The 23,743-nt window shown below is 72.8% G+C and carries 19 protein-coding genes; 15 read left to right on the plus strand and 4 right to left on the minus strand.

The annotated features are described in order from the left end of the window. The first annotated feature begins 103 nt into the window (after positions 1–103). The 8 genes from ACWCPW_RS37880 to ACWCPW_RS37915 are packed head-to-tail and all read left to right on the plus strand — an operon-like array spanning position 104 to position 8,551. A complete protein-coding gene (locus ACWCPW_RS37880; RefSeq protein ID WP_449766123.1) occupies positions 104–997 on the plus strand; it encodes a family 3 encapsulin nanocompartment shell protein in 894 nt (297 codons plus the stop codon). 18 nt (positions 998–1,015) lie between these two features. Further along, positions 1,016–2,011, plus strand: coding sequence for a sulfotransferase (locus ACWCPW_RS37885; protein WP_449766124.1), 996 nt, complete (start codon positions 1,016–1,018; stop codon positions 2,009–2,011). Positions 2,012–2,020: 9 nt separating this feature from the next. After that, positions 2,021–2,791 (plus strand): SDR family NAD(P)-dependent oxidoreductase, encoded by a 771-nt coding sequence (locus ACWCPW_RS37890; protein WP_449766125.1) that lies wholly within the window; start codon positions 2,021–2,023, stop codon positions 2,789–2,791. Beyond that, positions 2,791–3,987 (plus strand): MFS transporter, encoded by a 1,197-nt coding sequence (locus ACWCPW_RS37895; RefSeq protein ID WP_449766126.1) that lies wholly within the window; start codon positions 2,791–2,793, stop codon positions 3,985–3,987. The genes ACWCPW_RS37890 and ACWCPW_RS37895 overlap by 1 nt, the downstream gene beginning before the upstream one ends. Before the next feature lie 58 nt (positions 3,988–4,045). Next, positions 4,046–5,905, plus strand: a complete 1,860-nt coding sequence (locus ACWCPW_RS37900; protein WP_449766127.1) for a M20/M25/M40 family metallo-hydrolase — start codon at positions 4,046–4,048, stop codon at positions 5,903–5,905. Next, positions 5,902–6,363, plus strand: a complete 462-nt coding sequence (locus ACWCPW_RS37905; RefSeq protein ID WP_449766128.1) for an adenylyl-sulfate kinase — start codon at positions 5,902–5,904, stop codon at positions 6,361–6,363. Before ACWCPW_RS37900 ends, ACWCPW_RS37905 begins: the two co-directional genes overlap by 4 nt. Further along, positions 6,360–7,295 (plus strand): sulfate adenylyltransferase subunit CysD, encoded by a 936-nt coding sequence (gene cysD / locus ACWCPW_RS37910; RefSeq protein ID WP_449766129.1) that lies wholly within the window; start codon positions 6,360–6,362, stop codon positions 7,293–7,295. Before ACWCPW_RS37905 ends, cysD begins: the two co-directional genes overlap by 4 nt. Beyond that, positions 7,295–8,551 (plus strand): sulfate adenylyltransferase subunit 1, encoded by a 1,257-nt coding sequence (locus tag ACWCPW_RS37915; RefSeq protein WP_449766130.1) that lies wholly within the window; start codon positions 7,295–7,297, stop codon positions 8,549–8,551. Before cysD ends, ACWCPW_RS37915 begins: the two co-directional genes overlap by 1 nt. A gap of 112 nt (positions 8,552–8,663) precedes the next feature. Here the strand turns inward: ACWCPW_RS37915 and ACWCPW_RS37920 are convergent, their stop codons facing one another. Next, entirely contained in the window at positions 8,664–10,217 is a 1,554-nt protein-coding gene (locus tag ACWCPW_RS37920; protein WP_449766131.1) for an MFS transporter, read from the minus strand. 381 nt (positions 10,218–10,598) lie between these two features. On the opposite strand from ACWCPW_RS37920, the gene ACWCPW_RS37925 reads away from it, so the two are divergent. Genes ACWCPW_RS37925 through ACWCPW_RS37935 form a run of 3 tightly spaced genes read left to right on the plus strand, consistent with a single transcriptional unit; the run spans position 10,599 to position 14,404 of the window. Then, positions 10,599–10,766 (plus strand): hypothetical protein, encoded by a 168-nt coding sequence (locus ACWCPW_RS37925; RefSeq protein ID WP_449766132.1) that lies wholly within the window; start codon positions 10,599–10,601, stop codon positions 10,764–10,766. A gap of 52 nt (positions 10,767–10,818) precedes the next feature. Then, positions 10,819–13,104 (plus strand): TOMM precursor leader peptide-binding protein, encoded by a 2,286-nt coding sequence (locus ACWCPW_RS37930; RefSeq protein WP_449766133.1) that lies wholly within the window; start codon positions 10,819–10,821, stop codon positions 13,102–13,104. A 52-nt stretch (positions 13,105–13,156) separates the two neighbouring features. Beyond that, positions 13,157–14,404: a sensor histidine kinase gene (locus tag ACWCPW_RS37935; RefSeq protein WP_449766134.1), complete on the plus strand. Its 1,248-nt coding sequence runs from the start codon at positions 13,157–13,159 to the stop codon at positions 14,402–14,404. Between the two features lie 25 nt (positions 14,405–14,429). Here ACWCPW_RS37935 and ACWCPW_RS37940 read toward each other — a convergent pair whose 3' ends face one another. Together ACWCPW_RS37940 and ACWCPW_RS37945 are read right to left on the minus strand one after the other, a co-directional pair. Further along, on the minus strand, positions 14,430–15,035 hold the full coding sequence (locus ACWCPW_RS37940) for a response regulator transcription factor (RefSeq protein WP_449766135.1): 606 nt from the start codon (positions 15,033–15,035) through the stop codon (positions 14,430–14,432). 157 nt (positions 15,036–15,192) lie between these two features. Continuing rightward, positions 15,193–16,638 (minus strand): acetyl-CoA acetyltransferase, encoded by a 1,446-nt coding sequence (locus ACWCPW_RS37945; protein WP_449766136.1) that lies wholly within the window; start codon positions 16,636–16,638, stop codon positions 15,193–15,195. Positions 16,639–16,914: 276 nt separating this feature from the next. On the opposite strand from ACWCPW_RS37945, the gene ACWCPW_RS37950 reads away from it, so the two are divergent. Next, positions 16,915–19,329: an ATP-binding cassette domain-containing protein gene (locus ACWCPW_RS37950; protein ID WP_449766137.1), complete on the plus strand. Its 2,415-nt coding sequence runs from the start codon at positions 16,915–16,917 to the stop codon at positions 19,327–19,329. 136 nt (positions 19,330–19,465) lie between these two features. Here the strand turns inward: ACWCPW_RS37950 and ACWCPW_RS37955 are convergent, their stop codons facing one another. Further along, a complete protein-coding gene (locus ACWCPW_RS37955) occupies positions 19,466–19,906 on the minus strand; it encodes a MarR family winged helix-turn-helix transcriptional regulator (RefSeq protein ID WP_449766138.1) in 441 nt (146 codons plus the stop codon). Positions 19,907–19,956: 50 nt separating this feature from the next. Between ACWCPW_RS37955 and ACWCPW_RS37960 the strand changes: the two genes are divergently transcribed. Genes ACWCPW_RS37960 through ACWCPW_RS37970 form a run of 3 tightly spaced genes read left to right on the plus strand, consistent with a single transcriptional unit; the run spans position 19,957 to position 23,621 of the window. Further along, on the plus strand, positions 19,957–21,096 hold the full coding sequence (locus ACWCPW_RS37960) for a substrate-binding domain-containing protein (RefSeq protein ID WP_449766139.1): 1,140 nt from the start codon (positions 19,957–19,959) through the stop codon (positions 21,094–21,096). A gap of 54 nt (positions 21,097–21,150) precedes the next feature. After that, positions 21,151–22,605, plus strand: a complete 1,455-nt coding sequence (locus ACWCPW_RS37965; RefSeq protein WP_449766140.1) for an APC family permease — start codon at positions 21,151–21,153, stop codon at positions 22,603–22,605. Next, a complete protein-coding gene (locus ACWCPW_RS37970) occupies positions 22,602–23,621 on the plus strand; it encodes an acetamidase/formamidase family protein (RefSeq protein ID WP_449766141.1) in 1,020 nt (339 codons plus the stop codon). The genes ACWCPW_RS37965 and ACWCPW_RS37970 overlap by 4 nt, the downstream gene beginning before the upstream one ends. The last annotated feature ends 122 nt before the right edge of the window (positions 23,622–23,743 follow it).

Consider the following 23,743-nt stretch of genomic DNA (forward strand, 5'->3'; position numbering starts at 1 on the left):
TCATAAAAACACGCGTTCGACGGCGGCCCCCGGCGGTGGAGATCACGCCTAACGTCGATTACTCGGGAAACCTTCCGAGTTCGGATCCAGCCGAGGAGTCGCCATGCAGGGAGCCGCCGCCGGGCCCGCCGTCGAGCAGGGAGTCCGGGTCACGCTCGCCGACCCCGGGCTGCGCACGCGCAGTCCCGGCGAGGAATTCGCCTGGGCGATGGGCGGCGTGCCCGCCGGCGAGGATCGGGTGGTCCCGTTCCGGGCCCATCTGCCCGCGGTCTTCCCGCTGTTCGCGACCCGGCCGCGCTACGCGGTGCGGCACCTGCTGAAGACCGCGTCGGTGCCCGACCGTCGGGTGCCGTACGTGCACGAGCCGCCCGCCGAGGCCTCGGCCCCGGCCGGCACCTCCTATCGCAGCACCCCCGAAGGCGCCTTCGTGCCCCGCCTGGAGCAGGCCGAACTCACCGATCTGACGGTGTCCGTGCCGCTCCCGCGCGGACTGCTCGACGAGCCCGCGCTGCTCGCGTCCTTCGTGGACTATCGCGTGCTGGTCCGGCTGTCCGTGGTGGAGAACGAGGCGCTGCTGCACGGCAGCGCGGACAAGGCGATCCCCGGCCTGCTCACCCTGCCCGAGAGCCGGCACGGCCGGCTCGGCGCGGACCTGGCCGAGGGCCTGACCACCGCCGCCGCCGAGGTCGAGGAGACCGGTGGCTCGTGCGACGGGATCGTCGTACATCCCTTCACCTACTGGGAGTTGGTCAAGACCGGCACGCTCGACCTGCTGGCCCGAGCGGGCGTCACCGTCTCCCGGACCCGGATGATCCCGCGCGACCGGGTGCTGCTCGGCGACTTCCGCGCCGCCGCGACCCTGCTCGTCCCGGACGTGGCCGCGCTCGCGCTGTGTCGCGGCGCCGGACCCGACGGCGCTGACGCGGTGCGGGCAACCACCCGCGTGGGACTGGCCGTTCACCTTCCGCAGCACTTCCTGCTGCTGACCCGCGACTGAGAAGGGAGGGCGCTCGCGATGGCCGACCGGTCCCCACGCGTGTTGTACATCACCGGCTGGATGCGCAGCGGCAGCACGCTCCTGGGCAACATCCTCAACGAACTGCCCGAAGTGCGGCACGTGGGCGAACTGCACTACCTGTGGCGCAACGGCGTCCTGGGCCGGGGCAGCAACTCGACCTGCGGCTGCGGCACGAGCCTGCGCGCGTGCCCGCTGTGGTCGGGGGTGCTGGAGGACACCGACGGCACCGGGCTGGAGGCGACCGCGCTGCGGACAGCCATGCGACAACACGCGCTGCTGCGCACCCGGCATGTCCGCGCCCGACTCGCCGAGGCCCGCGGACAGGTGTCCGCGGCCCCCGGAGTGGACGAACTCCTGGACCGCACCGCGCGGATCCATCACCGGCTCGTCGACGAAGGCGCGGGGAGGCTGATCGTGGACGGCTCGAAGTACCCGGCGGAGGCCGCCGCGCTGCTCGGCCGCCGCGACCTGGACGTGCGCATCCTGCACATCGTGCGCGACCCGCGGGCCACCGCGCTGTCCTACCGGCGGGCCAAGCAGTACATCGACCCGATGAGCCCGGCCCGCAGCAGCGGCTACTGGAACGCCTTCAACCTGGCGTCCGAACTCGTCGGCGCCACCGCCGTGGGCCGCTACCTGCGGGTGCGCCACGAGGACCTGTGCGCGCGGCCCGCGGACGTGCTCGCCGACGTGCTGCGCTTCGCCGGACTCGACGACGAGCCGCCGGTCGACGCGCACGGCCGGGTGCACCTGGGCGGCAACCACACCGTCACCGGCAACCCGGACCGGTTGCGTCAGGGCAGCACCGAGATCCGCCCCGACGAGCGCTGGCGGACCGAACTGGCCCCGCGCGACCTGGCCGGCGTCACCGCACTGACCGCGCCGCTGCTGCGCCGCTACGGCTATCCACTGCTGCCCGGGCACGGCGACCGGACGCATCCGACGAAGGCATGGACGGAGCCGACCCCGGCGACCGCCGCCGCGCGACGATAGGAGCCGACCGTGGATCTCGGACTCGACGGCCGCGCCGCGCTCGTCGCCGCGGCCGGCAGCGGTATCGGCCTCGCCGTCGCGCGTGCGCTGGCATCGGAGGGCGCGGACGTGTCGATCTGTGGACGCGACCCGGACAAACTGGCCCGCGCCCGGGAGGAGATCGACGCGTGCGGCAAGGGCCGAGTGCTGGCCACCCCGGTCGATCTGCGCGACGAGGAGGCCGCCGCGGGCTGGGTCCGGCGCACCGCCGAGGAGTTCGGTGCCCTGCACATCGTGGTGAGCAACTCCGGCGGCGTTCCGTTCGGCCCGGTGGAGAGCTTCACGGTCGCGCAGTACCGGGAGGCGGTCGACGCCAACCTGCTCCCGCACGTGTCGCTCGCGCTCGCCGCGGCGCCGTACCTGACCGCGGCGGGCTGGGGCCGGATCGTGATGATCACCTCGGAGTCGGTGCGCCAACCGCACCCCGCCAGCGGGCTCTCCTCGGTGGCCCGGCTCGGCGTACTCGGCTTCGCCAAGGGCCTGGTGCACACGTTCGGCGCGGCCGGGGTGACCGTGAACGTGCTGGCCCCCGGATTCCACCGGACACCGATTCTGGACGTGCAGTACGGCGCCCGGGTCGAGGAGCGGCTCGCCGAGGTGGCCCGGGACATCCCGCTGGGCCGGATCGGCCGGGCCGAGGATCTCGGCGCGCTGGTCTGCTTCCTGGCCGCCGAGCAGGCCGGGTACATGACCGGCGCGGTCGTGGTGGTGGACGGCGGCAACTCGCGGGGAATCGGCTGATGGCGGCGCCCGCGCACCGGCCCGGGGCGGATACCGCCGGCACCCGCGCTCGCCCGCCGCAGCCCTGGGCGCGCACCTTCGCCGGCGTCCTGGTCGTCCTGTTCACCACGTTCGTCGCGGTCGGCCTGGCGATCACGGTCATCCCCCGACTGGTCACCCGGGAACTGCACGGCTCGCCCTTCCAGGTCGGCGTCGCGTTCACGGTGTCCGGCGTGGTGGCCCTGCTGGTGCGGCCGTACGCCGGGCGGCTGGCCCAACAGCGCGGCTGCCGCCCGGTGATGATGCTCGGCGCCGCGCTGATCGTGCTGGTCGGCGGGCTGTACGCGCTGCCGCCGAGCCTGTTCGGGTTGTGGGCGGCGCGGTTCGTGCTCGGCGTGGGGGAGGCCCTGCTGTTCACCGCCGGATCGGTGTGGACGGTGGCTCTGACCCCGGTCGACCGGCGCGGCCAGGTGGTCGGGTTCTACGGACTGGCGATGTGGGCGGGCCTGGCGGTGGGGCCGGCGCTGGGCGAAGTGTTGTACCGGACCGGCTCGTACGGCGCGGTGTGGACGGCCGCCGCCGTGTTCCCCGCGATCGCCGTCGCGTTGCTGACCCGGCTGCCCGACAGTGCCCGCCAGGGCGTCGCGGTGTCCGGCCGGTTGTTGCCGCGCGCCGCGATCCTGCCCGGACTCTCGCTCGGCTTCGGCGCGTTCGGCTACGCGGCGGTGGCGGGCTTCGGGGCGCTGGCGCTGACGTCACGCGGGATCGGCAACGGTTCGCTGCTGATCAGCGTGTTCAGCGCGGCGTACGTGGGCGTGCGGGTGGTGGCCGGACGGGTGCCCGATCGAGTCGGCGCGCTGCCGGTGATCGTGGTGTCCGCGTGCGTCGAGTCGGTCGGCCTGGTGCTGATCGCGTTCGCCACGACCCTGTGGGTCGCGGCGGCCGGCGCGCTGATCGCCGGCGGCGGCTTCACCCTGCTGTATCCGGCGCTGGCGATGATCGCGATCGACACCCCGCCGGAATCCGAACGCGGCGCGGTACTGGGCGCCATCTCCTCGTTCTTCGACGTCGCGGTCGGTCTCGCCGGGCTGCTCGGCGGGCTGCTCGCCGAGGTCGGCTACACCGCGACCTTCCTGCTGGCCGCGGTCGCCGCGCTGGGCTCGCTGTACACCGGCACCGCCGCGGCCCGGCGCCGGGACCGGGCCCGGGCCTGCTGACCCGATCGATCTCCCGCGCGTGGCCCCACGCGCGCCGACCCACCGAAGGAGTCCTCGCATGTCCGCCGCACCGAGCGAGACCGCCCGCGCGCGCGACGCCGCCCTGTACGTGCTCAAGCTGGGCAGTGCGACGCTCGCGCACGAATCGCTCTTCGACGAGATCCTCGCGCTGCGCCGGCGCGGGGCCCGGCTGCTGGTGATCGCCGGCGGCGCGGCCGGCATCACCGAGCACTACGCCCGGATCGCACGCGAGGTGCGGATGTTGACCCTGCGCTCCGGCGACACCGTGCGCTACTGTCCGCCCGCCGAACTGCCGCACCTGCTGGCCGCCTACGAACAGCTCACGCTGCCGCGCGTGGACGACGCGCTGACCCGGCGCGGCCTGTCGGTGTTCGCCGCCCCGGCCCGCACCGCCGGCCTCGTGCGCGCCACCCCAGTCGGGCCCCTGCGGGTGGTCGAGGACGGCCGCACCCGGGTGGTCCGCGACCAGCGCGCGGGACGCGTGAGCGGGGTCGACGCGGCGCGCCTGAGGGACCTGTTGGCCACCTTCGACGTGGTGTGTTTGTCCCCGCCGGTCGCCGACGCCGACGGCGGCGTGGCGCTGAACGTGGACGCGGACGTGCTGGCCGCCGAGGCGGCCAAGGCCCTGGACGCCGACCACCTGCGCCTGGTCACCGGCACGGCCGGACTGCTGGCCGACCCCGAGGCGGACGGCGGCACGCTGCGCGACATGGCGCCCGGACAGGGACAGCGCTACGCCCGTGGCCGGATGCGGCACAAGGTCCGGGCCGCGGAGATCGCCCTGGGCGGCACCTGCGACGTGGCGATCACCGGCCCGCACACCCTCGACACCACCCGCGCGACCCGGTTCTGGCGTGCCCCCGCACCCAGCCCCGACCTCGAACTCCTGTCCCGGACAGTGGAGTTGTCGTCGGTATCGCACGACGAACGCGAACTCGCCGAGTATCTCGCCGACTGGTGCGCGGCCCATGAGCTCGATGCCCGAATCGACGCGGCCGGCAACCTGGTGGCCACCCGCGGCACCGGCCCGCGCCGGCTGCTGCTGCTCGGCCACCTGGACACCGTGCCGCACCGCTGGCCGGTCCGCTGGGACGGCGACGTGCTCACCGGACGCGGCTGCGTGGACGCGAAGGCGAGCCTGGTGACCTACCTGCGCACGCTGGCCGACCTGCAGGTGCCGGACGACGCGCAGGTACGCGTGATCGGCGCCGTACAGGAGGAGACCACCGGCGCCGGCGCCTTCCACATCCGCGATCACTACCCCGCCGACGCGGTCGTGATCGGCGAACCCAGCGGCGCGGGCGCGCTCACCATCGGCTACTACGGCCTGGTCAAGCTGCGGCTGACCATGTCCGAACACACCGAACACACCGCCGGAAAGGGCGTGCGCACGGCCGGTGATCGCATGGTCGAGGGGCTGCGGGCGGTCCGCGCCGAGGTGGAACGACTGAACCCGGACGCGCTCACCGCGGTGCTGGGCATCCGCGCGCTCAACCGCGGCGACGTACAGGTCGGCGAGGCGACGGTGGACGTGCGCGTGCCGCCGGGACTGGCCGTGGACGACCTGCTCGCGGCGCTGCGCGCACTGCCCCTGGCGCCGATCGCGCCGGCCGTGGTCCGGGCCACCCCAGGGGTGTCCACCGCGCGCTCCAGCCCGCTGGTGAAGGTCTTCCAACGCGCGTTCCGTGCCGCCGGGACCACACCGCGTTTCCTGCTCAAGAAGGGCAGCAGCGACATGAACACGCTTGCCACCACCTGGCACGACGTCCCCATGGTCGCCTACGGGCCGGGCGACTCCAAGCTGGACCACACCCCGCACGAGAGGCTGAGCGCGGCGGAGTTCCGCGCGGCCGGCACGATCCTGACCGCCGCGGTCCGCGGGTGGTGTGCCTCGTGACCGCGCCCGTGTACTGCACCTGCCGGCCCGGCGCGACCGTGTGGCTCACCGGCCCGCCCGGCGCGGACCGGGACCGGCTCGCCCGGGCCGCGGCCCGATCGTTGCGGCGCGCGCACCGCCGGGTGGAGATCCTCACCGGCGCCGCACTGCGCCGCGTCGTCGGCGCCGACCCGCCGTCCTCCCGCGCCGATCGCCGCGGGCACGTGCTGCGGATCGGCCGGGCCGCGCACGTACTGGCCCGCAACGGCGCCACCGTGCTGGTGACGGTGCCCGCCCCCGACGCGGCGACCCGGGCCCGGGTGAGGGCCTGGCACCGAGACAGCGGGACCCGCTACCTGGAGGTGTGCGTGGGCGCCGCCGCGGACTCGACCGGGCCGCCGACCGCGGCGGACCCGGCGCACGGATCCGAGGCCGCGACGGCGCTGCGCGCGCTGCTCATCGAGGAGGGATCGGCATGACCATCGCGACGGACCGCGCCGACGGCACCGACAACGGGTATCCGTTCGCACACCTGGACGCGATGGAGTCCGAGGCGGTGCACATCCTGCGCGAGGTGGCCGGGGAGTTCGAGCGGCCGGTGATCCTGTTCTCCGGCGGCAAGGACTCCATCGTGATGTTGCACCTCGCGCTCAAGGCCTTCGCGCCCGCGGTGCCCCCGTTCGCGCTGCTGCACGTGGACACCGGCCACAACTTCCCCGAGGTGCTGGACTACCGCGACCGCACCGCGGCCCGACACGGACTGCGCCTGCACGTGGTGTCCGTCCAGGAGTTCATCGACACCGGCGCGCTGCGCGAGCGGCCGGACGGCACCCGCAATCCGCTGCAGACCGTGCCGCTGCTCGACGCGATCGAACGGCACGGCTTCGACGCGGTGTTCGGAGGCGGCCGCCGGGACGAGGAGAAGGCCCGGGCCAAGGAGCGGGTGTTCTCGTTGCGCGACGAGTTCGGTGGCTGGGATCCGCGCCGGCAGCGACCGGAGTTGTGGCAGCTGTACAACGGGCGGCACGCGCCGGGCGAGCACGTGCGGGTCTTCCCGCTCTCCAACTGGACCGAGTTGGACATCTGGCAGTACATCGCCCGCGAGCGGATCGAACTCCCGGCCATCTACTACGCGCACGAGCGGGAGGTCTTCCACCGAGCCGGCATGTGGCTGACCCGGGGCGACTGGGGCGGCCCGGGCGAGGACGAGCCGACCGAGCGCCGGCGGGTGCGCTACCGCACGGTCGGCGACATGTCCTGTACCGGCGCGGTGGACTCCGACGCCGACACCGTCGAGAAGGTCATCGACGAGATCACCGCGTCCCGCCTGACCGAGCGAGGCGCCACCCGGGCCGACGACAGGATGTCCGAGGCCGCGATGGAGGACCGCAAGCGAGAGGGATACTTCTGATGATCGTCGACACACTGCGCTTCGCCACCGCCGGCTCCGTGGACGACGGCAAGTCCACCCTGGTGGGCCGACTCCTGCACGACTGCAAATCGATCCTGGCCGATCAACTGGAGGCGGTCGAGCGGGCCTCCTTCGACCGGGGGCAGCACACACCCGACCTGGCCCTGCTCACCGACGGCCTGCGGGCCGAGCGTGAGCAGGGCATCACGATAGACGTGGCCTACCGCTACTTCGCCACGCCCCGCCGCCGGTTCATCCTCGCCGACACCCCCGGGCACGTGCAGTACACCCGCAACATGGTCACCGGGGCGTCCACCGCCGAACTGGCCGTGGTGCTGATCGACGCGCGCAACGGCGTGGTCGAACAGACCAGGCGGCACGCCGCGGTGGCCGCGCTGCTGCGGATCCGGCACGTGGTGCTCGCGGTCAACAAGATGGACCTGGTGGACTGGTCGGAGCGCGTCTTCGCGGGCATCGCCGACGAGTTCACCGCCTACTGCGCAGCGCTCGGGGTGGCCGAGGTCACCGCGATCCCGGTCTCCGCGCTGACCGGGGACAACGTGGTGGAGCCGACCGGGACGATGCGCTGGTACACCGGGCCGACCCTGCTCGAACACCTGGAGACGGTGCCGGTCACCCGAGACCCCGACGGCGACCCGACGCGCTTCCCGGTGCAGTACGTGATCCGCCCGCAGACCGCCGAACTCCCGGACTACCGGGGCTACGCGGGCCAGATCGCGTCCGGCGTGCTGCGGGTGGGGGACCGGGTCAGCACGCTGCCGTCCGGAGGCACCAGCACCGTCGAGGGCATCGACGCCCTCGGCGAACCGGTGGACACCGCGTGGGCGCCGCAATCGGTGACCGTACGGCTGGCCGACGACCTGGACATCTCCCGCGGCGATCTGCTCGCCCCCGAGGACACCGCGCCCGACCCCACCCGGGACGTCCGCGGGACCGTCTGCCACCTGCACGACCGGCCGCTGGTGCCGGGGCAACGGGTGCTGCTGCGGCACACCACGAGGACGGTGCGGGCGATCGTCGCGGAGATCCCCTCGCGGCTGGACCTCGACGACCTCTCGCACCGGCCCGCCCCCGGCGAACTCGTCGCCAACGACATCGGCACGGTCGTGCTGCGCACCGCCGAGCCGATCGCCCTCGACCCGTACGCGCACTCCCGGCGCACGGGCTCGTTCCTGCTGATCGACCCGATCGACGGAACGACGCTGTCGGCGGGGATGGCCGAGACCCCGGTCTGACCCGAGACCCCGGCCCGACCGGGGAAGACACCCGTGCCCACGCTCGGCCGTCCTGGGACGGCGGTGCGTGGGCACGGGTGTCCCGCGACCGCGTCGACCCGGCGCCGAGTGGTCAGCGGGGCGCGCCGATCGCGCCGTTCCGGGACTCCCACTCGGCGGGCGCGTCCCCGGTGGGGCCGTCCGCCGGAGCCGCCTCGGCCTCCGCCTCGAGCGTCGGGTCGACCTCGGGACGCGCCGGCAGCGCGAACATCAACCCGAAGATCGCGAGCAGCACGATCGCGGCCCACAGCAGCGAGTTCTCGAAGGCGTTCACGAACGCCGGCCCCACCTTCTCGGGCGCGAGACCGTCGTCGATCAGCCGGAAGAAGACCACCGACGTCAGCCCCAGACCCAGCGCGTTGCCCATCTGCAGCGTCGTGTTGATCAGTCCGGACGCCGACCCGGCATGCTCGCGCGGAACATCGGAGAGCACCGCGTTGGTCAGCGGCGCCACGATCAGCCCCATGCCGACGCCGATCACCACGAGCGGCAGCGCCATCTGCCAGGCCGCGATCCCGGTGCCGTACCGGTCCGCCTCCCACAGGTGGATCAGCATGCCCGCGGCCATCACCAGCGCACCGGCCTGGAGCACCTTGCGCCCGAATCGCGGCACCAGCTTCTGCACCGAGACGCCCGCGGCGGCGGCGACCGCCACCGAGAACGGCAGGCTGGTCAGACCGGCGCGCATCACACTCCAACCCAGTCCGATCTGCATGTACAGCGTCCAGACCAGGAAGAACATGCCGCACACGACACCGAAGCCGAACTCCACCGCGATCCCGGCGCTGAAGCTCTTCACCCGGAACAGCGACAGCTCCACCAGCGGCGAACCGTCCCGACCGGTCTTGGCCCGCTCGTACAGTGCCAGCGCGGCGAACACGAGCACCGAGCCGGCCATGGAGAGGTAGCCCCACAGCGGCCAGCCCAACTCGCGGCCCTGGGTGAGCGGGTACAGCAACATCAGCAGGCCCAGCGTGACCAGGCCGACGCCGACCAGGTCCAGACGCAGGGCGCGGGCGGCCTTGGACTCGGTGATGTACTTGCGGCCCAGGATCAGCCCGGCGATGCCCACCGGCACATTGATCAGGAAGATGGTCCGCCATTCCAGGCCGAACACGTTCCACTCGGTGAGCAGCGCGCCCAGCAGCGGTCCGCAGACCCCGCCCATGCCGACGATGGCGCCGAACAGGCCGAAGACCTTGCCGCGTTCGTGCGCGGGGAAGGTGGCGTGCACGATCGACAGGACCTGCGGGACCATGATCGCGGCCCCGGCGCCCTGCAGGATCCTGGACGCGACCAGCATGTCCGCGTTCACCGCGCAGCCGCTGAGCGCGGAGGCGACGGTGAAGGTGGTGACGCCGATCAGGAAGATCCGCCGGCGCCCGTGGATGTCGCCGAGCCGGCCGCCGGTGATCAGGCCGGCCGCGAACGCGAGCACATAGCCCGCGGTGATCCATTGGATCTGGCTCGTGGAGGCGTCCAGGTCGCGCTGGATGGAGGGCAGCGCGACGTTGACGATCGTGACGTCGAGCAGATCCATGAACGCCGCGGTCATGACGATGGCCAGTGCGATCCAGCGCCGCGAATCCGGCGGGGCCGCTTCCGGGTGAGCGATGGGTGAAGTCATGCTTCCAGGCTAGAAATCGAAGGGGGTGGACAGGGGGTCGCGCGTTAAGGGCTTGCGTTCGTTTCGATCAGCACGGTTTATGGCCGAGCCGCGGGATTTCCGGTGAAAGCGCGACGACGGCAATCCGCCCGCCGCGAATCGAATACGTGTTCCATCGGTGGGGCCGCGTATTTGTGATATCCGTTGGGTACGTGAGGAGTTCACACCCGATCGGGAAAAACCCACGGCACGCCGCCGGCGTACTCACGGCGAGCGGAGGAAGACTCCCCCTCGTCATCGACTCGTTCATCGACCCGTCATCGACGAAGTGCCCGGTCCGGCCCACCGGCTTCGGACGCAACCGGCCCGGCACGCCGCCCGCGCACACCCCCGAGGAGCGCCATGAACGCCATCGCCCATCCGCCCGCCCGAGTCCACGCGTCCGCCGTCCCGGCGCTTTCCCCCGACGGTTGCGAGAAACTGGTCGTCGAGAATCTCACCGCGCCGCCGGCGGATCGAAACCGGCCGGCCACGTGTATCTGCTGGTCGGACGCGCAGCCCGACGACTGACCGGGAAATCCCGACCCGATCGGCGGACTTCGCCAAGGACCGAAGGGAAATCGTGAACGGCGCGCGACACAATGCCCCCGGTCTCGCCTTCAAACCCCATCTGAAGGTCGAAGTAGTGCCCGCCGAAGGCGTGTTCCTGGTGTCCGAGCACGAGGTGACCGCACTGCGCGGAACCGGCCTGGTCACCCTCGCACCGCTCCTGGACGGCACCCGCACCCTGGACGCGCTCATCGCGGAGACCGCACCGGCCCTGCCCGCCGCGCAGACCCGACACCTGGTCGGCGGCCTGCTCGACGCGGGCCTGCTCACCCACCGGCGACCGGCCGAGGACACCCCCGACGCCGACCGGGCCTACTGGGAACTCGCGGGCCTGGACGGTGATCTCGCGGCGGACCGGGTACGCACCGGCCCGGTCCGCGTGGTCGGCGTCGGCGCGACCGGCACCGCGACCGCGACCGCGCTGACCGAGGCCCTGGTCGCCGCCGGGCTGCACGTGCCCGACACCTCGGACCGGCCCCCGGCGCTGACCGTCGCCGGCTGCGACGACTACCTCGACCCCGCGCTGGCCGACCTGGACGCCGCGCACCGCGCCTGCGGGGTGCCCTGGCTCCTGGTCCGCTGTGGCGGCGAACAGCCCTGGATCGGACCGCTGTTCCGCCCCGGCGACGCGGACGCCCCGTGCTGGCACTGCCTGGCCGAACCGCGTCGCCGCAATCGCCCCGCGCACCGCTACCTCGAACAGGCGTTGGGCCGACCGGTCGGCCCACCCGCGTCCGCCCACCCGGCCGGCCGGCTGCTCGCGCTGCACCTGGCCGGCCTGGAAGCCGCCAAGTGGCTGGCCGGCCGGCCTCGACCCGGCCGGGACACGATCTGGACACTGGACACCCTCACCCTCACCGGCCGGCACCACCCGGTGCGCCGCCGTCCGCAATGCGCCGGCTGCGGCGACCCCGAACTCGTCGCCCGGCGGGTGCGGGCCCCGGTCCGCCCCGGCACCCGGATCAAGGCCGACACCGCGTACGGCGACCGGGCCTCGACCCCCGAGGAGATCCTCGACCGGCACGGCCACCTGGTGGATCCGCTCACCGGAGTCCTGGGCGAGATCACCCGGGACACCCGGGGCCCCGACTTCCTCAACTGCTTCCACGCCGGCCACAACCCGGCCGCCGCGCCCGCCGGCCGAACCGCGCCGCACGCGGGGCTGCGCACCCACAGCTCCGGCAAGGGCCCGACCGCGCGCGACGCCCGGGTCGGCGCGCTGTGCGAGGCCGTGGAACGGTTCAGCGGCGACCACCACGGCGACGAACCCGCCGTCCTGGCGGCCTACGCCGATCTCGGCGATTCCGCCGTACACCCCGACCTGGTCCAGCTCTTCCACCCCCGCCAGTTCGCGGACCGCGAGCGCTGGAACGCCGAACACGCCCCCGCCCACCACGTCTGCGCGCCGTTCGACGACCACGCGCCGGTGCACTGGACCCCGACCTGGTCGCTCACCGACGACCGCCCGCGGCTGCTGCCCACCTCGCTGCTCTACTACAACGCCCCGCGCGACCCGGGCGGGCGCCGCTGCGTCGCCGGCTCCAACGGCTGCGCCGCGGGCGGCTCGCTCGAGGACGCCATCCTCCAGGGCTTCCTGGAACTGGTCGAACGCGACGCCGTCGCGCTGTGGTGGTACAACCGCACCCGACAGCGCGGGGTCGACCTGGACACGTTCGAGGACCCCTGGATCGCCCGGGTGCGCGGCGGCCACGCCGAACTGCACCGGCAGGTGTGGGCCCTCGACCTCACCAGCGACCTGGGCGTGCCGGTGTTCGCCGCCCTGTCGCGGCGGGTGGACAAGGCGGCGGAGGACATCTCGCTCGGCTTCGGCGCGCACTTGGACCCGCGCACCGCGCTGCGCCGCGCGTTGGCCGAGGTCAACCAGATGTTGCCGCCCGTCGCCCGGGTCGCCGCGGACGGGTCCGGCTACGGGTGCGACGACCCCGTCGCGCTGCACTGGTGGCGCACCACGACCATCGCCGAACATCCCTACGTCACCCCCGATCCCGGCCTGCCCGCGAGTGCTCCGGGCGACTTCCCGTACCGGCGGCACCGGGATCTGCGCGAGGACGTGCGGACCATCGAGAACCTGGTCCGCGCGCACGATCTGGAACTGCTCGTGCTCGACCAGACCCGCCCCGACATCGAACTGCCCGTGGTGCGGGTGATCGTCCCGGGACTTCGCCCGATCTCGGCCCGGTTCGCCCCGGGGCGGCTGTACGACACGCCGGTGCGGCTGGGTCGGCTCACCGCCCCGACCCGGTACGCCGACCTCAACGCGATCCCCCTGTTCCTGTAGCCCGTCCCGCTCCTACGCTGCGTTGCACAGCGACCTCGAGCGAGGAGCCTTCATGCACGCAACGCCCGCGCGCGGACCCGAGATCGGCCCGGGACACAGACTCGCGCCGCACACCGAACTCGCTCCGCGCACGGCGGTGACGATCACCGCGATCGTGATCCTCGGCTTCTTCCTGGTCGCGCTCACCTACCTGTTCCGCGACGAACACGGCGCCGGTGCACTGGTGTTGTGCCTGGCACTGATGCTGATGCTGCTCGCGCTGCAACTGGGCCACTCGTTCCCGTCCCGGGTGCCGGTCCTGGCGGGCCGGCGCGAACGCACACTGGCCGTGCAGGCCCTGCTGACCTACCTGCCGTTCACCCTCTTCGGCGCGGCCTGGCTGGGCATGCCCGGATTCCTGGCCGCGTCGTGTCTGCTCGTGCTCAAGTCCGTCCTCGCGTGGGTGTGCTTCGGCGCCGTCGTGGTGTCCACCGGAGTGATCCAATACGCGGTCGGCTTCGGCGGCGCGGAACTGGCCTACAACGTCACGGCCACCGCGCTCACCGCCCTGGTCGTCTACGGGCTCAGTCGACTCGCCGAGCTGATGCGCGAAGTCCAGGAGGCCCGTGAGGAGTTGGCCCGCTTCGCGATCACCCGGGAGCGGCTGCGCTTCGCTCGCGACCTGCACGATCTGCTCGGCTCCAGCCTGTCCACCATCACGCTCAAGTGCGAACTCGCCTACCGTCTGGTGCGCCTGCACCCCGCACGGGCCGAGGCCGAGATCGTGGAGATCCTGCACACGTCCCGGCAGGCGCTGACCGACGTGCGCTCGGTCGCCAGCAGCTACCTGCACATGAGCCTGATTCGCGAGATCACCGCCGCCGAGTCGCTGCTGAGCGCGGTGGGCATCGACACCCGGGTGCGGGCCGCCGCGGACCTGCCCGGGGGCGGCGCGGACGCGGTGCTGGCCACCGTGCTGCGTGAGGGCATCACCAACGTGCTGCGGCACAGCAAGGCCCGGCACTGCGTGATCGAGACGGTCCTCGACCACGACCGGGTGCGGCTGACCCTGACCAACGACGGCATCGACGCGAGCGAGACGCCGCGGGCCGCCGCGGGCGCGACCGAAGGCGTGACCGAGGGCGGCAGCGGCCTGCGCAACATGGCCACCCGGGTGCTGGCCCTGGGCGGGACGCTGACCGCGGCCGCCCGCGAGGACGGCTGGTTCGTCCTGACCGCGGAACTGCCGGTCGACGCGCGGGCCGATCCCGATCGGAACGCGGGGTGGGACACCGCGGTCGGCGGCTCCCCGGGCCGGTGACGCCCGCACGGCTCGTCGACGCGCGTCACAACCAGCCGGAGTCGCGCGCGATCCGCACCGCGTCCATCCGATTGCGGGCGTTGAGCTTGGTCACCGTCGTGGTCAGGTAGTTGCGCACCGTCCCGGCGGAGAGGAACAGGCCGCGCGCGATCTCCGGCACGTCCACCCCCTCGGCGGCCAACCGCAGCACCTCGGTCTCCCGCGCGCTCAGCGGATTCTCCGCCGCCTGCAGGGTGGCCACCGCCAACTGCGGATCGATCACCTGCTCGCCGGCGGCCACCGCGCGGATGGCGGCGGCGAGTTGGTCCGGATCGGCGTCCTTGAGCAGGAACCCCGAGGCGTGCGCGGCCAGCGCCCGCCGCAGATTGCCCGGCCGGCCCAGGCTGGTCAGGATCACCGTGCGGCACTCGGGCAAGCGCTCGTGCAACAGCCGGGCCGCCCCGATGCCGTCCAGACCCGGCAGATCGATGTCCAACACCGCGACCTCCGGCCGCACCTCGAGCGCCACCGGCAGGATCAGGTCCCCGCAATCGACCTCGGCGACCACCTCGATGTCGGGCTCGAGTTCCAACAACGACACCAGCGCCCGACGCAGCATGAGCATGTCCTCGGCGAGAAGAACCCTGACCATCGTGTCCCCCCACGGCATCCCAACGGGATGGTCACTGTCATCGACCGTTCCTCGGGAACACCGGCGGCAGCGCCCCGCCCGCGACGCCGACGACCCCACGCCCTCTCACCTGCCCCGACGTGCTCCGATCACGCCGGTCCGGCCCCAGGGCGTGTCCTCAGATCGAGAACGTGTCCCCGCTCACCCGTACCGAGCGGCCGACCCACGGGTCGGCGCGCATCGAGGCCAGCACGTCGGCGTCCGTCGAGGAGGCCACCGACCGCACGCCGCCCGTGCCTTCGACCACCGCGATCGCCACCGCCGGCTCGCCCTGCTCGAACGCCACCGTGCAGCCCACCACGTCCGCCGGGCCCGCGTAGTCCGCGTCCACCGGCCGGGCCGGCAACTCGGCACTCACGTCCACCGCCCGGAACCCGCCGGCGGCGGGGCGGTCCGCCCACAGCGCGCCGGCCTGCTTGGTCACCATCCCCGACACGGCGGTCACCAGCCCGTCCCCGCCCGCGAGCACGTTCGCCGCGACCGCGACGGTGGCCTGGAGCACGTAGTTGTTCAGCGGCCCACCGGCGAAGGCCATCCCGCCCGTGCCGGTCAACGCCCGGCCGGCACGCTCGGTCAGCCCCAGCTCGCGCTGCTGGACGCGCACCGCCGCCGGGAAGCAGCTGTACAGGTCCACGTGGGTCGTGTCCCGCACCCCGGGCCCCAGCGCCGCGCCGACCGCCGCGAACCCGGGGGAGCGGTCCAGGTCCGGTCGGGCCACCAGCGGCACCATCGTGTTCGCCTCGGCCGCCATGGTCGGGAACACCCACCGCCCGCGCTCGATCCCGAACCGCCGCGCGGCTTCCGCCGAACACAGCAGCAACGCGGCGGCCTGGTCGACGTTCATCTGCGAGCAGTGCCACTTGGTGTACGGGTCGGCCAGCCACGCGTTGCGCCCCTCGGGGGACAACAACTCGTCTTCGCGCAGCGCGCGACCGCGCACCGAGTGCCCGCCGTCGGCCGCGACGGCCGAGAAGCCCTGCCACAGCGCGGCGATCTCGCGCGCGTTCTCCGCCGGCGACAAGCCGCGCGCCGCGCCGATCGCGGACTCCATCACCGCGTACTGCCGGGCCGGCACGGCCAGATGGCGATCGATCTCGACCCGGGCCAGGATGTCCGCGCCCGGCGCCCAGACCGTGTCGGGCACCCCGTCCGCGACCGGATCCACGAGCTCGACACCGGCGATCCTCGCCCGCAGCCTCCGGTGGGCCGCCTCGCCGCCCACCACCAGGACCACGTCCGCCCGCCCGGCCGCGATGTCGGCGCAGGCCCGGGTGATCAACGACTGCTGCAACACCCCGAGTTCGGCCAGCGTGCTGTGCGCGTCGACGATCTTGAACCGGTTCGCCAGCCACCGTCCCGGATCGCCGTGCCGCCATGTCCCGCGCGGAACCAGCACATGCCGCACGGCACGCAACAGGCCGCCCAGGCCGTCGGCGGCGTCCTCGACCGCCCGGGCCATCAACTCCAGCTCGCCGACCCCGGCGCCCGCCTCGGCCAGGCGCTGATCGGCCACCCCGGCGCCCACCAGCACCGGTGTCCGCGGATCGATTGTCTCCAGCGCCATCGACGCCCCCTCGCAACGCTGCTCCTCGGCACCGGACCACCCGGCGGGCCGACCGTAACGGCGGATCCCGACGATCACCAGGGCCGACGATCACCTTTGCCGCGGCTTCGCGGCCGGGCAGACCCGACCGAGCCTCGGTCGCCTCGGCCGGGCAGACCCGACCGAGCCTCGGTCGCCTCGGCCGAGCAGACCCGACCGAGGCGGCCGGCTCGGTTGCGGAGCGCCCGCCGGCGGGCATACGACAACCTTCGGCCCGGCACCCCGAGGAGCAGCGCGATGACCGAACACGACCCCTATGTGCGGGTACGCGGCGCGCGTGAGCACAACCTGCGGGACGTGGACGTGGACATCCCACGCGACACGTTCGTCGTGTTCACCGGGGTCTCCGGCTCCGGGAAGTCCTCGCTCGCGTTCGGCACGCTGTACGCCGAGGCGCAACGACGCTATTTCGAGTCGATCGCGCCGTACGCCCGGCGGCTGATCCAGCAGGTCGGCGCGCCGCACGTGGACGAGATCAGCGGGCTGCCACCGGCCATCGCGCTGCGCCAACAGCGCTCGGCGCCGACCTCGCGCTCGACGGTGGGCACACTGACCACGCTGTCCAACTCGCTGCGGATGTTGTTCTCCCGGGCCGGGGACTACCCGCCCGGCGCGCGGCGGGTGGACTCGGACGCGTTCTCGCCGAACACCGTCGCCGGCGCCTGTCCGAACTGCCACGGCCTGGGCCGGGTGCACGAGGTGAGCGAGGAGTCGCTGGTCCCGGACCCGGGCAGATCGATCCGGGACGGGGCGATCGCCGCGTGGCCGGGCGCCTGGTACGGGAAGAACCTGCGGGACATCCTGGCCACCCTCGGCTACGACGTGGACCGGCCGTGGCGCGAGCTGCCGAAGGTCGAGCGGGAGTGGATCCTGTTCACCGACGACCAGCCCGTGGTCACCGTGCGTCCGGTGCGCGACGCGAACCGGATCCAACGCGACTACCAGGGCACGTACAGCAGCGCGCGGCGGATCGTGCTGAAGACGTTCGCGACCTCCAAGAGCGCGACGCAGCGCAAGCGGGTCGAGCGTTTCCTGCGCAGTGGACCGTGCCCGGTGTGCCACGGCCGTCGGCTGCGACCGGAATCCCTGGCGGTGACCTTCGCGGGGTACGACATCGCCGCGCTGGTCGCGCTGCCGCTGGTCGAGGCGGCGAAGGTGCTGGCCGGCGCGCAGGCCGACGGCGAGCCGGCCGCGACGATCTGTACGGACCTGGTGGCGCGGATCGCGGTGCTGGTCGAACTGGGTCTGGGCTATCTGAGCATGGATCGGGAGACGCCGACGTTGTCCTCGGGCGAACTCCAGCGGTTGCGGCTGGCCACCCAGCTCCGGTCGGGCCTGTTCGGGGTGGTGTACGTGCTGGACGAGCCGTCCGCGGGATTGCACGCGGCGGATACCGAGGCGCTGCTCGTGGTGCTCGACCGGCTGCGCGCGGCGGGCAATTCGTTGTTCGTGGTGGAACACCGGATGACGGTGGCGCGTCGGGCGGGCTGGCTCGTGGACGTCGGGCCCGGCGCGGGCGAGGGCGGCGGCCGGATCCTGTACAGCGGCCCGCCGGCCGGGCTGCGCGAGGTGGCCGACTCGGCGACCCGCCGATTCCTGTTCCGGACCGAGCTGGCGGCGGTCCGGGAGCCGCGGTCGCCCACCGGGTGGGTGACGCTGACCGGGGTGAGCCTGCACAACCTGCGCGATGTGGACGTGCGCTTTCCGTTGGGCGTGTTCACCGTGGTCACCGGGGTGTCCGGCTCGGGCAAGTCCAGCCTGGTCGGCGGGGTGTTGGCGGAGGTGACGGCGGATCACCTGGGCACCCGGCCGGAGGAGGACGAGGGCCGGCGGCAGGAGTCGGGCGAGATTCGCGCGGTCGAGGGCCTGGACGTGGTCGATCGGCTGGTGCGGGTGGACCAGAAGCCGATCGGGCGCACACCGCGCTCGAATCTGGCCACCTACACCGGTTTGTTCGACACGGTGCGCAGGCTCTTCGCGGACACCGACGCGGCGCGCGAGCGCGGGTGGACCGCGAGTCGGTTCTCGTTCAATGTGGACGGCGGCCGATGCGAGACGTGTTCGGGCGAGGGCTTCGTCGCGGTCGAGCTGCTGTTCCTGCCGGGGACGTACGCGCCGTGTCCGACCTGCCGCGGCGCGCGCTACAACCCGCCGACGCTGGAGGTGACGTATCGGGGGCTGAGCGTCGCGGACGTGCTCGGGCTGACGGTGGACGCCGCCGCCGACTTCCTCGCCGAGGTGCCGGCCGCCGCGCGCAGTCTGACCACGCTGCGCGAGGTGGGCCTGGGCTATCTGCGCCTGGGGCAGCCCGCGACCGAGCTCTCCGGCGGCGAGGCGCAGCGGATCAAGCTGGCCAGTGAGCTGCAACGGGCCCGGCGCGGGCACACGCTGTATGTGCTGGACGAGCCGACGGCCGGGCTGCATCCGGCCGATGTCGAGCTGTTGATGCGGCAGTTGCACGGTCTGGTCGCGGCGGGCAACACGGTCGTGGTGGTCGAACACGACCCGGACGTGATCGCCGGCGCGGACTGGATGATCGACCTCGGTCCCGGCGGTGGCGCCGGCGGCGGCCGGATCGTGGCGAGCGGGGTGCCGGCGGATGTGGCGGCGAAGGGTGTGGGGGTGACCGCGCGGTTCCTGGCCGGGCACTGACGGGCGGGGCGGCGCCGGGCGGGTGGGGCGCGCCGGGCTCCGCCGGGTCGTCGCCGCGCGGGTCGTCGCCGCGCGGGTCGTCGCCGCGCTGATCGGCGTCGGGCGGATCGGCGTGGCGCGGGTCGGCCCGGGTGGTTCAGTCGGCGTCCGGACCGGCCAGGAACGCGAGGAGGGCGGCCGGATCGTCGCCCGCGCACGCCGCGCGCACGGCCGCCTCGTGTGCCTGGGCCAGCGCGTCCAGCCGGGCGAGGCGATGGCGCCCGCGCCGGGACAGGTGCGCGGCGATCCGGCGGCGGTCCACGCCGGACTGGCGTCGGTAGATCCAGCCGTCGTCCACCAGCGCGTCCACGATCCGGGTCAGGCTGGCGTGCGGGATCAGCAGGCTCTGCGCCAGGTCGCCCATCAGCCGGCCGTCGCCTTCGCCCAGGGCGCGCAGCACGAGCCACTGGTCGAGGGTGCAGTCCTCCTCGGCCAACACGAGGGTCAGGGTGCGGGTGAGGCGGCGCTGCGCGATGGTCAGCAGCTCGGCCAGGGGCGGTCGGGCGACGGCTCGTTCGGCGAGTTCGCCGGCGGACATGCGCATCACCCCTTCACCGGGCCGGTTCCAGGAGCATACTTACTCGCCTGATGAGCGTCGATACAGTCTTGATCGAGCCGCTCGACGCGCTGCATTCCGACCGGAATCCCCGAGTGCTTCGAGTGGGCCTGGTGGTGCCCCAGTCCGGGCCGCTCGGGATCATCGGGCCCTCGGCGGTGGACGCGGCGCTGCTCGCGGCGCACGAGATCAACACCGCGTGCGGGGTGCGCGACCGCCCGGTGGAACTGGTCCTGGTGGACGCCGGCGGGCCGCCCGAGAAGGTCGCGGCGCAGGTCGAACTGCTCGGCTCGGCGGGTGCGGTGGACGTACTGGTCGGCTTCCACACCAGCGACGTGCACCGCGCGATCGAGTCGGTGGTGAGCGGCCGGACCCCGTACGTCTTCACCCCGCCGCACGAGGGCGGCGGCCGGCTGCCCGGGGTGGTGTGCACGGGAGTCGACCCGATGCGCCAACTGCGCGAGTCGATCGGGTGGCTGACCGAGCACCATCGGCTGCGCCGGTGGGCGCTGATCGGCAACGACTACATCTGGCCGCAGGCCATCCACACGGCCGCCGCACGGTTGATCACGCACGCGCACAGCAGCGTGGTGTACGAGCGACGGGTGGGCTTCGGGGCGGTACGCGCGGGTCTGGACGAGTTGTTGGCCGGGCTGCGGGTCACCCGCGCCGACGCGCTGCTGCTCAGCCTGATCGGCCGCGACCTGGTCGACTTCAACCGGGCGCTGCGGCACGCCGGGCTGGATCGCATCCTGGTCCGGCTGTCCGGGGCGCTGGAGGAGAACGGGCTGTTGGCCTACGGCGGCGACGACACCGGCGCGATGTACGCGGTGATGCAGTCGTTCGCGTCGCAGACCGACGATCGCCGGCTGGGCCTGGCCGAGCGGCACCGATCCCTGTTCGGCGCACAGGCGCCGGTGTTGGACGCCTACGCCGAGGGCCTGTACGACGGGCTGCACCTGGTCGCGGCGTTGGCCGCGCGGGACGAACTGGCGCCGGACGGGTTGGCGGCGGCGGTGCGCCGGTTGTTCGACGCCGATCCGGCCGCCGCGGGTGGGGCGTGGGCGCGGTCGTCGTTGGGGCCGCCGCGCAGGCAGGTGTACCTGGCCCGGGCGGAAGGGCTGGATTTCGTTGTGCTGCCGCGACGAGAAAGTACTTCCATTTGGAAATAACTGGTTCTAGGGTCTCTCCGTGACCCCTCGGGGTCGTCCCGAGGAGAGACCACCATGAGCGAAGTCCCCACGCGCGGATCGACCAGGAGACCCGAGTCCCCCGGCAGACCCGACCCGACCGGAAGCCCCGCGTCGATCGAGAAGTACGGCTACAAGCAAGAGCTCCGCCGTTCCCTGAGCTTCCGCGACCTGCTCGTCTACGGCCTGGTCTTCATGGTCCCGATCGCGCCGTTCGGCATCTTCGGCGGCGTGTTCCAGGGCTCCGGCGGCATGGTCGCGCTCGCCTACGTCATCGGCATGGTCGCGATGATGTTCACCGCGCTGTCCTACGCGCAGATGTCCCAGGCCTTCCCGATGGCCGGATCGGTGTACTCCTACGCCGGCCGAGGCATCGCCGCCCCGGTGGGCTTCCTGGCCGGCTGGATGATCCTGCTCGACTACATTCTGGTGCCCGGCCTGCTCTACCTGATCGCCGCCGTCGCGATGAACTCGCTGGTCACCTCCATCCCGGTATGGATGTGGGTGGTCGGGTTCGTGCTGCTGAACACGGCGGTGAACTACCTCGGCGTCGAGATGACCGCCAAGGTCAACAAGATCATGCTGATCGGCGAGCTGATCATCCTGGTCCTGTTCATCGTGATCGGCGTGGTCGCGCTGATGGACGGCAAGGGCCGCGGCTTCGACTTCACCCCGATCTACAACAGCGACACCTTCTCCTGGAGCCTGGTCTTCGGCGCCGTCTCGATCGCGGCGCTGAGCTTCCTGGGCTTCGACGGCATCTCCATGTTGTCCGAGGAGAACAAGGACTCGGCCAAGGCCATCGGCCGGTCGATGGTCGCCGCGCTGCTGCTGGCCGGGACGCTGTTCATCGCGCAGACCTGGATCGCCTCGCTGCTGGTGCCCGACCCCGGGACGCTGATCGACAAGGGAGACCCGGACGGCACCGCGTTCTACGACGCGGCCCGGGTCGCGGCGGGCGGCTGGCTGGCCAAGCTCACCGCCGTGGCCACCGCGATCGCGTGGGGCTTCGCCAACTCGCTGGTCGCCCAGGCCGCGACCTCACGCCTGCTGTACGCGATGGCCCGGGACCGGCAACTGCCGTCCTTCCTGGCCAAGGTGCACCCCAAGCACCGGGTCCCGGTCAACGCCACGCTGCTCACCGCCGCGATCTCGCTCGCCCTGGGCCTGTACACCAGCACCCGCGACGACGGCATCACCACGCTGAGCAGCCTGGTCAACATCGGCGCGCTCACCACGTTCCTGGTGCTGCACGTGTCGGTGGTCGTGCACTATCTCGTCCGGCACAAGAGCCGGGACTACTGGCGGCACCTGATCGCGCCCTCACTGGGCTTCGCGATCCTGGCGTACGTCGTCTACAACGCCGACGGCGAGGCGAAGCGACTGGGCACGATCTGGTTCGCGATCGGTCTCGCCCTGCTGTCCGGTCTGGTCCTGGCGGGCCGCCGACCCAAGATCTCCGCCATCGACAAGGTCGAGGAACCCGTATGACCCTGCTCGAAGTCGTCTCCCTGAAGCCGACCTACCACCAGTACGCCTACACCTTCGGCGGGCGCCGCCCGCTGGTGACGGTCCGTCCCGGCACCATCGTGGAACTGTCCACCGAGGACTGCTTCGGCGGGAACGTCAAGGGCATCGACGACCTGCCCAGCGCGGTGTGCACCTTCCCCTATCTCAACCCGGTCACCGGACCGATCGCGGTCGAGGGCGCGGAACCCGGGGACACCCTCGCGGTGCACTTCGTGGACATCGCACCCGCGCGCGACTGGGGCATCTCCACCACATTCCCGCACTTCGGCGCGCTCACCGCCACGCCCACCACGGCGATGCTGCACGAGGCGCTGGAGGAACGGGTCTGGGTCTACGACCTGGACGCCGACGCGGGCATCTGCCGATTCCGGGCCCGGGAGAGCGACTTCGTCGTGGACCTCCCGCTGGATCCGATGCACGGCACGGTCGGCGTCGCGCCCGCCGCGGGCGAGACGCTGATGTCGATCACCCCGGGCGCGCACGGCGGCAACATGGACACCCCCGAGATGCGGGCCGGCACCACCGCGTACTTCGGGGTCAACGTCGCGGGCGGCATGCTCTCGATCGGTGACGGCCACGCCCGCCAGGGCGAGGGCGAACTGTGCGGGACGGCGGTCGAGGCCGCGATGCGCACGGTGATCGTGGTCGACCTGATCAAGGGCGGCGCGCCGGTGTCGCCGCGCCTGGAGAACGACGACCACCTGCTCACCACCGGGTCGGCCCGCCCGCTCGAGGACGCCTTCCGGATCAGCCAACGCGATCTCGTGGGCTGGACGGCGGAGCTGCTCGACCTGGAACTGCTGGACGCCTACCAGCTCGTCAGCCAGGCCGGCCTGGCCCCGGCCGCCAACGTGTGCGACACCAACTACACGATGGTCGGCAAGCTGCCCAAGGCCGTGCTCGGACGCCACCGGGCCTACGAGGGCCGGCACGACCACCTGCGGGCGGTGGCGGCGGCCTACCTGGCCGAACGCTGAGGCCGCGCGCGCGGCCGTGACGACTCCGGTACCGGAGGGGCCACCGGTGTCCGGTGCCCGGCGGGCGGACCATCCGCGGGCCGGGCGAGAGGGGGACATCCCCGGGAAGGACGCGTCCGCCG

The sequence above is a fragment of the Embleya sp. NPDC001921 genome, assembly GCF_053594475.1.

Excerpts from the sequence above, each read along its gene's own strand:
- ACWCPW_RS37885 (WP_449766124.1), top strand. The coding sequence starts at position 1,016 with ATGGCCGACCGGTCCCCACGCGTGTTGTACATCACCGGCTGGATGCGC.
- ACWCPW_RS37955 (WP_449766138.1), bottom strand. The coding sequence starts at position 19,906 with ATGTCCGCCGGCGAACTCGCCGAACGAGCCGTCGCCCGACCGCCCCTG.
- ACWCPW_RS37920 (WP_449766131.1), bottom strand. The coding sequence starts at position 10,217 with ATGACTTCACCCATCGCTCACCCGGAAGCGGCCCCGCCGGATTCGCGG.
- ACWCPW_RS37880 (WP_449766123.1), top strand. The coding sequence starts at position 104 with ATGCAGGGAGCCGCCGCCGGGCCCGCCGTCGAGCAGGGAGTCCGGGTC.
- ACWCPW_RS37935 (WP_449766134.1), top strand. The coding sequence starts at position 13,157 with ATGCACGCAACGCCCGCGCGCGGACCCGAGATCGGCCCGGGACACAGA.
- ACWCPW_RS37970 (WP_449766141.1), top strand. The coding sequence starts at position 22,602 with ATGACCCTGCTCGAAGTCGTCTCCCTGAAGCCGACCTACCACCAGTAC.
- ACWCPW_RS37950 (WP_449766137.1), top strand. The coding sequence starts at position 16,915 with ATGACCGAACACGACCCCTATGTGCGGGTACGCGGCGCGCGTGAGCAC.
- ACWCPW_RS37915 (WP_449766130.1), top strand. The coding sequence starts at position 7,295 with ATGATCGTCGACACACTGCGCTTCGCCACCGCCGGCTCCGTGGACGAC.
- ACWCPW_RS37900 (WP_449766127.1), top strand. The coding sequence starts at position 4,046 with ATGTCCGCCGCACCGAGCGAGACCGCCCGCGCGCGCGACGCCGCCCTG.
- ACWCPW_RS37965 (WP_449766140.1), top strand. The coding sequence starts at position 21,151 with ATGAGCGAAGTCCCCACGCGCGGATCGACCAGGAGACCCGAGTCCCCC.
- ACWCPW_RS37940 (WP_449766135.1), bottom strand. The coding sequence starts at position 15,035 with ATGGTCAGGGTTCTTCTCGCCGAGGACATGCTCATGCTGCGTCGGGCG.
- ACWCPW_RS37960 (WP_449766139.1), top strand. The coding sequence starts at position 19,957 with ATGAGCGTCGATACAGTCTTGATCGAGCCGCTCGACGCGCTGCATTCC.
- cysD (WP_449766129.1), top strand. The coding sequence starts at position 6,360 with ATGACCATCGCGACGGACCGCGCCGACGGCACCGACAACGGGTATCCG.
- ACWCPW_RS37895 (WP_449766126.1), top strand. The coding sequence starts at position 2,791 with ATGGCGGCGCCCGCGCACCGGCCCGGGGCGGATACCGCCGGCACCCGC.
- ACWCPW_RS37925 (WP_449766132.1), top strand. The coding sequence starts at position 10,599 with ATGAACGCCATCGCCCATCCGCCCGCCCGAGTCCACGCGTCCGCCGTC.
- ACWCPW_RS37945 (WP_449766136.1), bottom strand. The coding sequence starts at position 16,638 with ATGGCGCTGGAGACAATCGATCCGCGGACACCGGTGCTGGTGGGCGCC.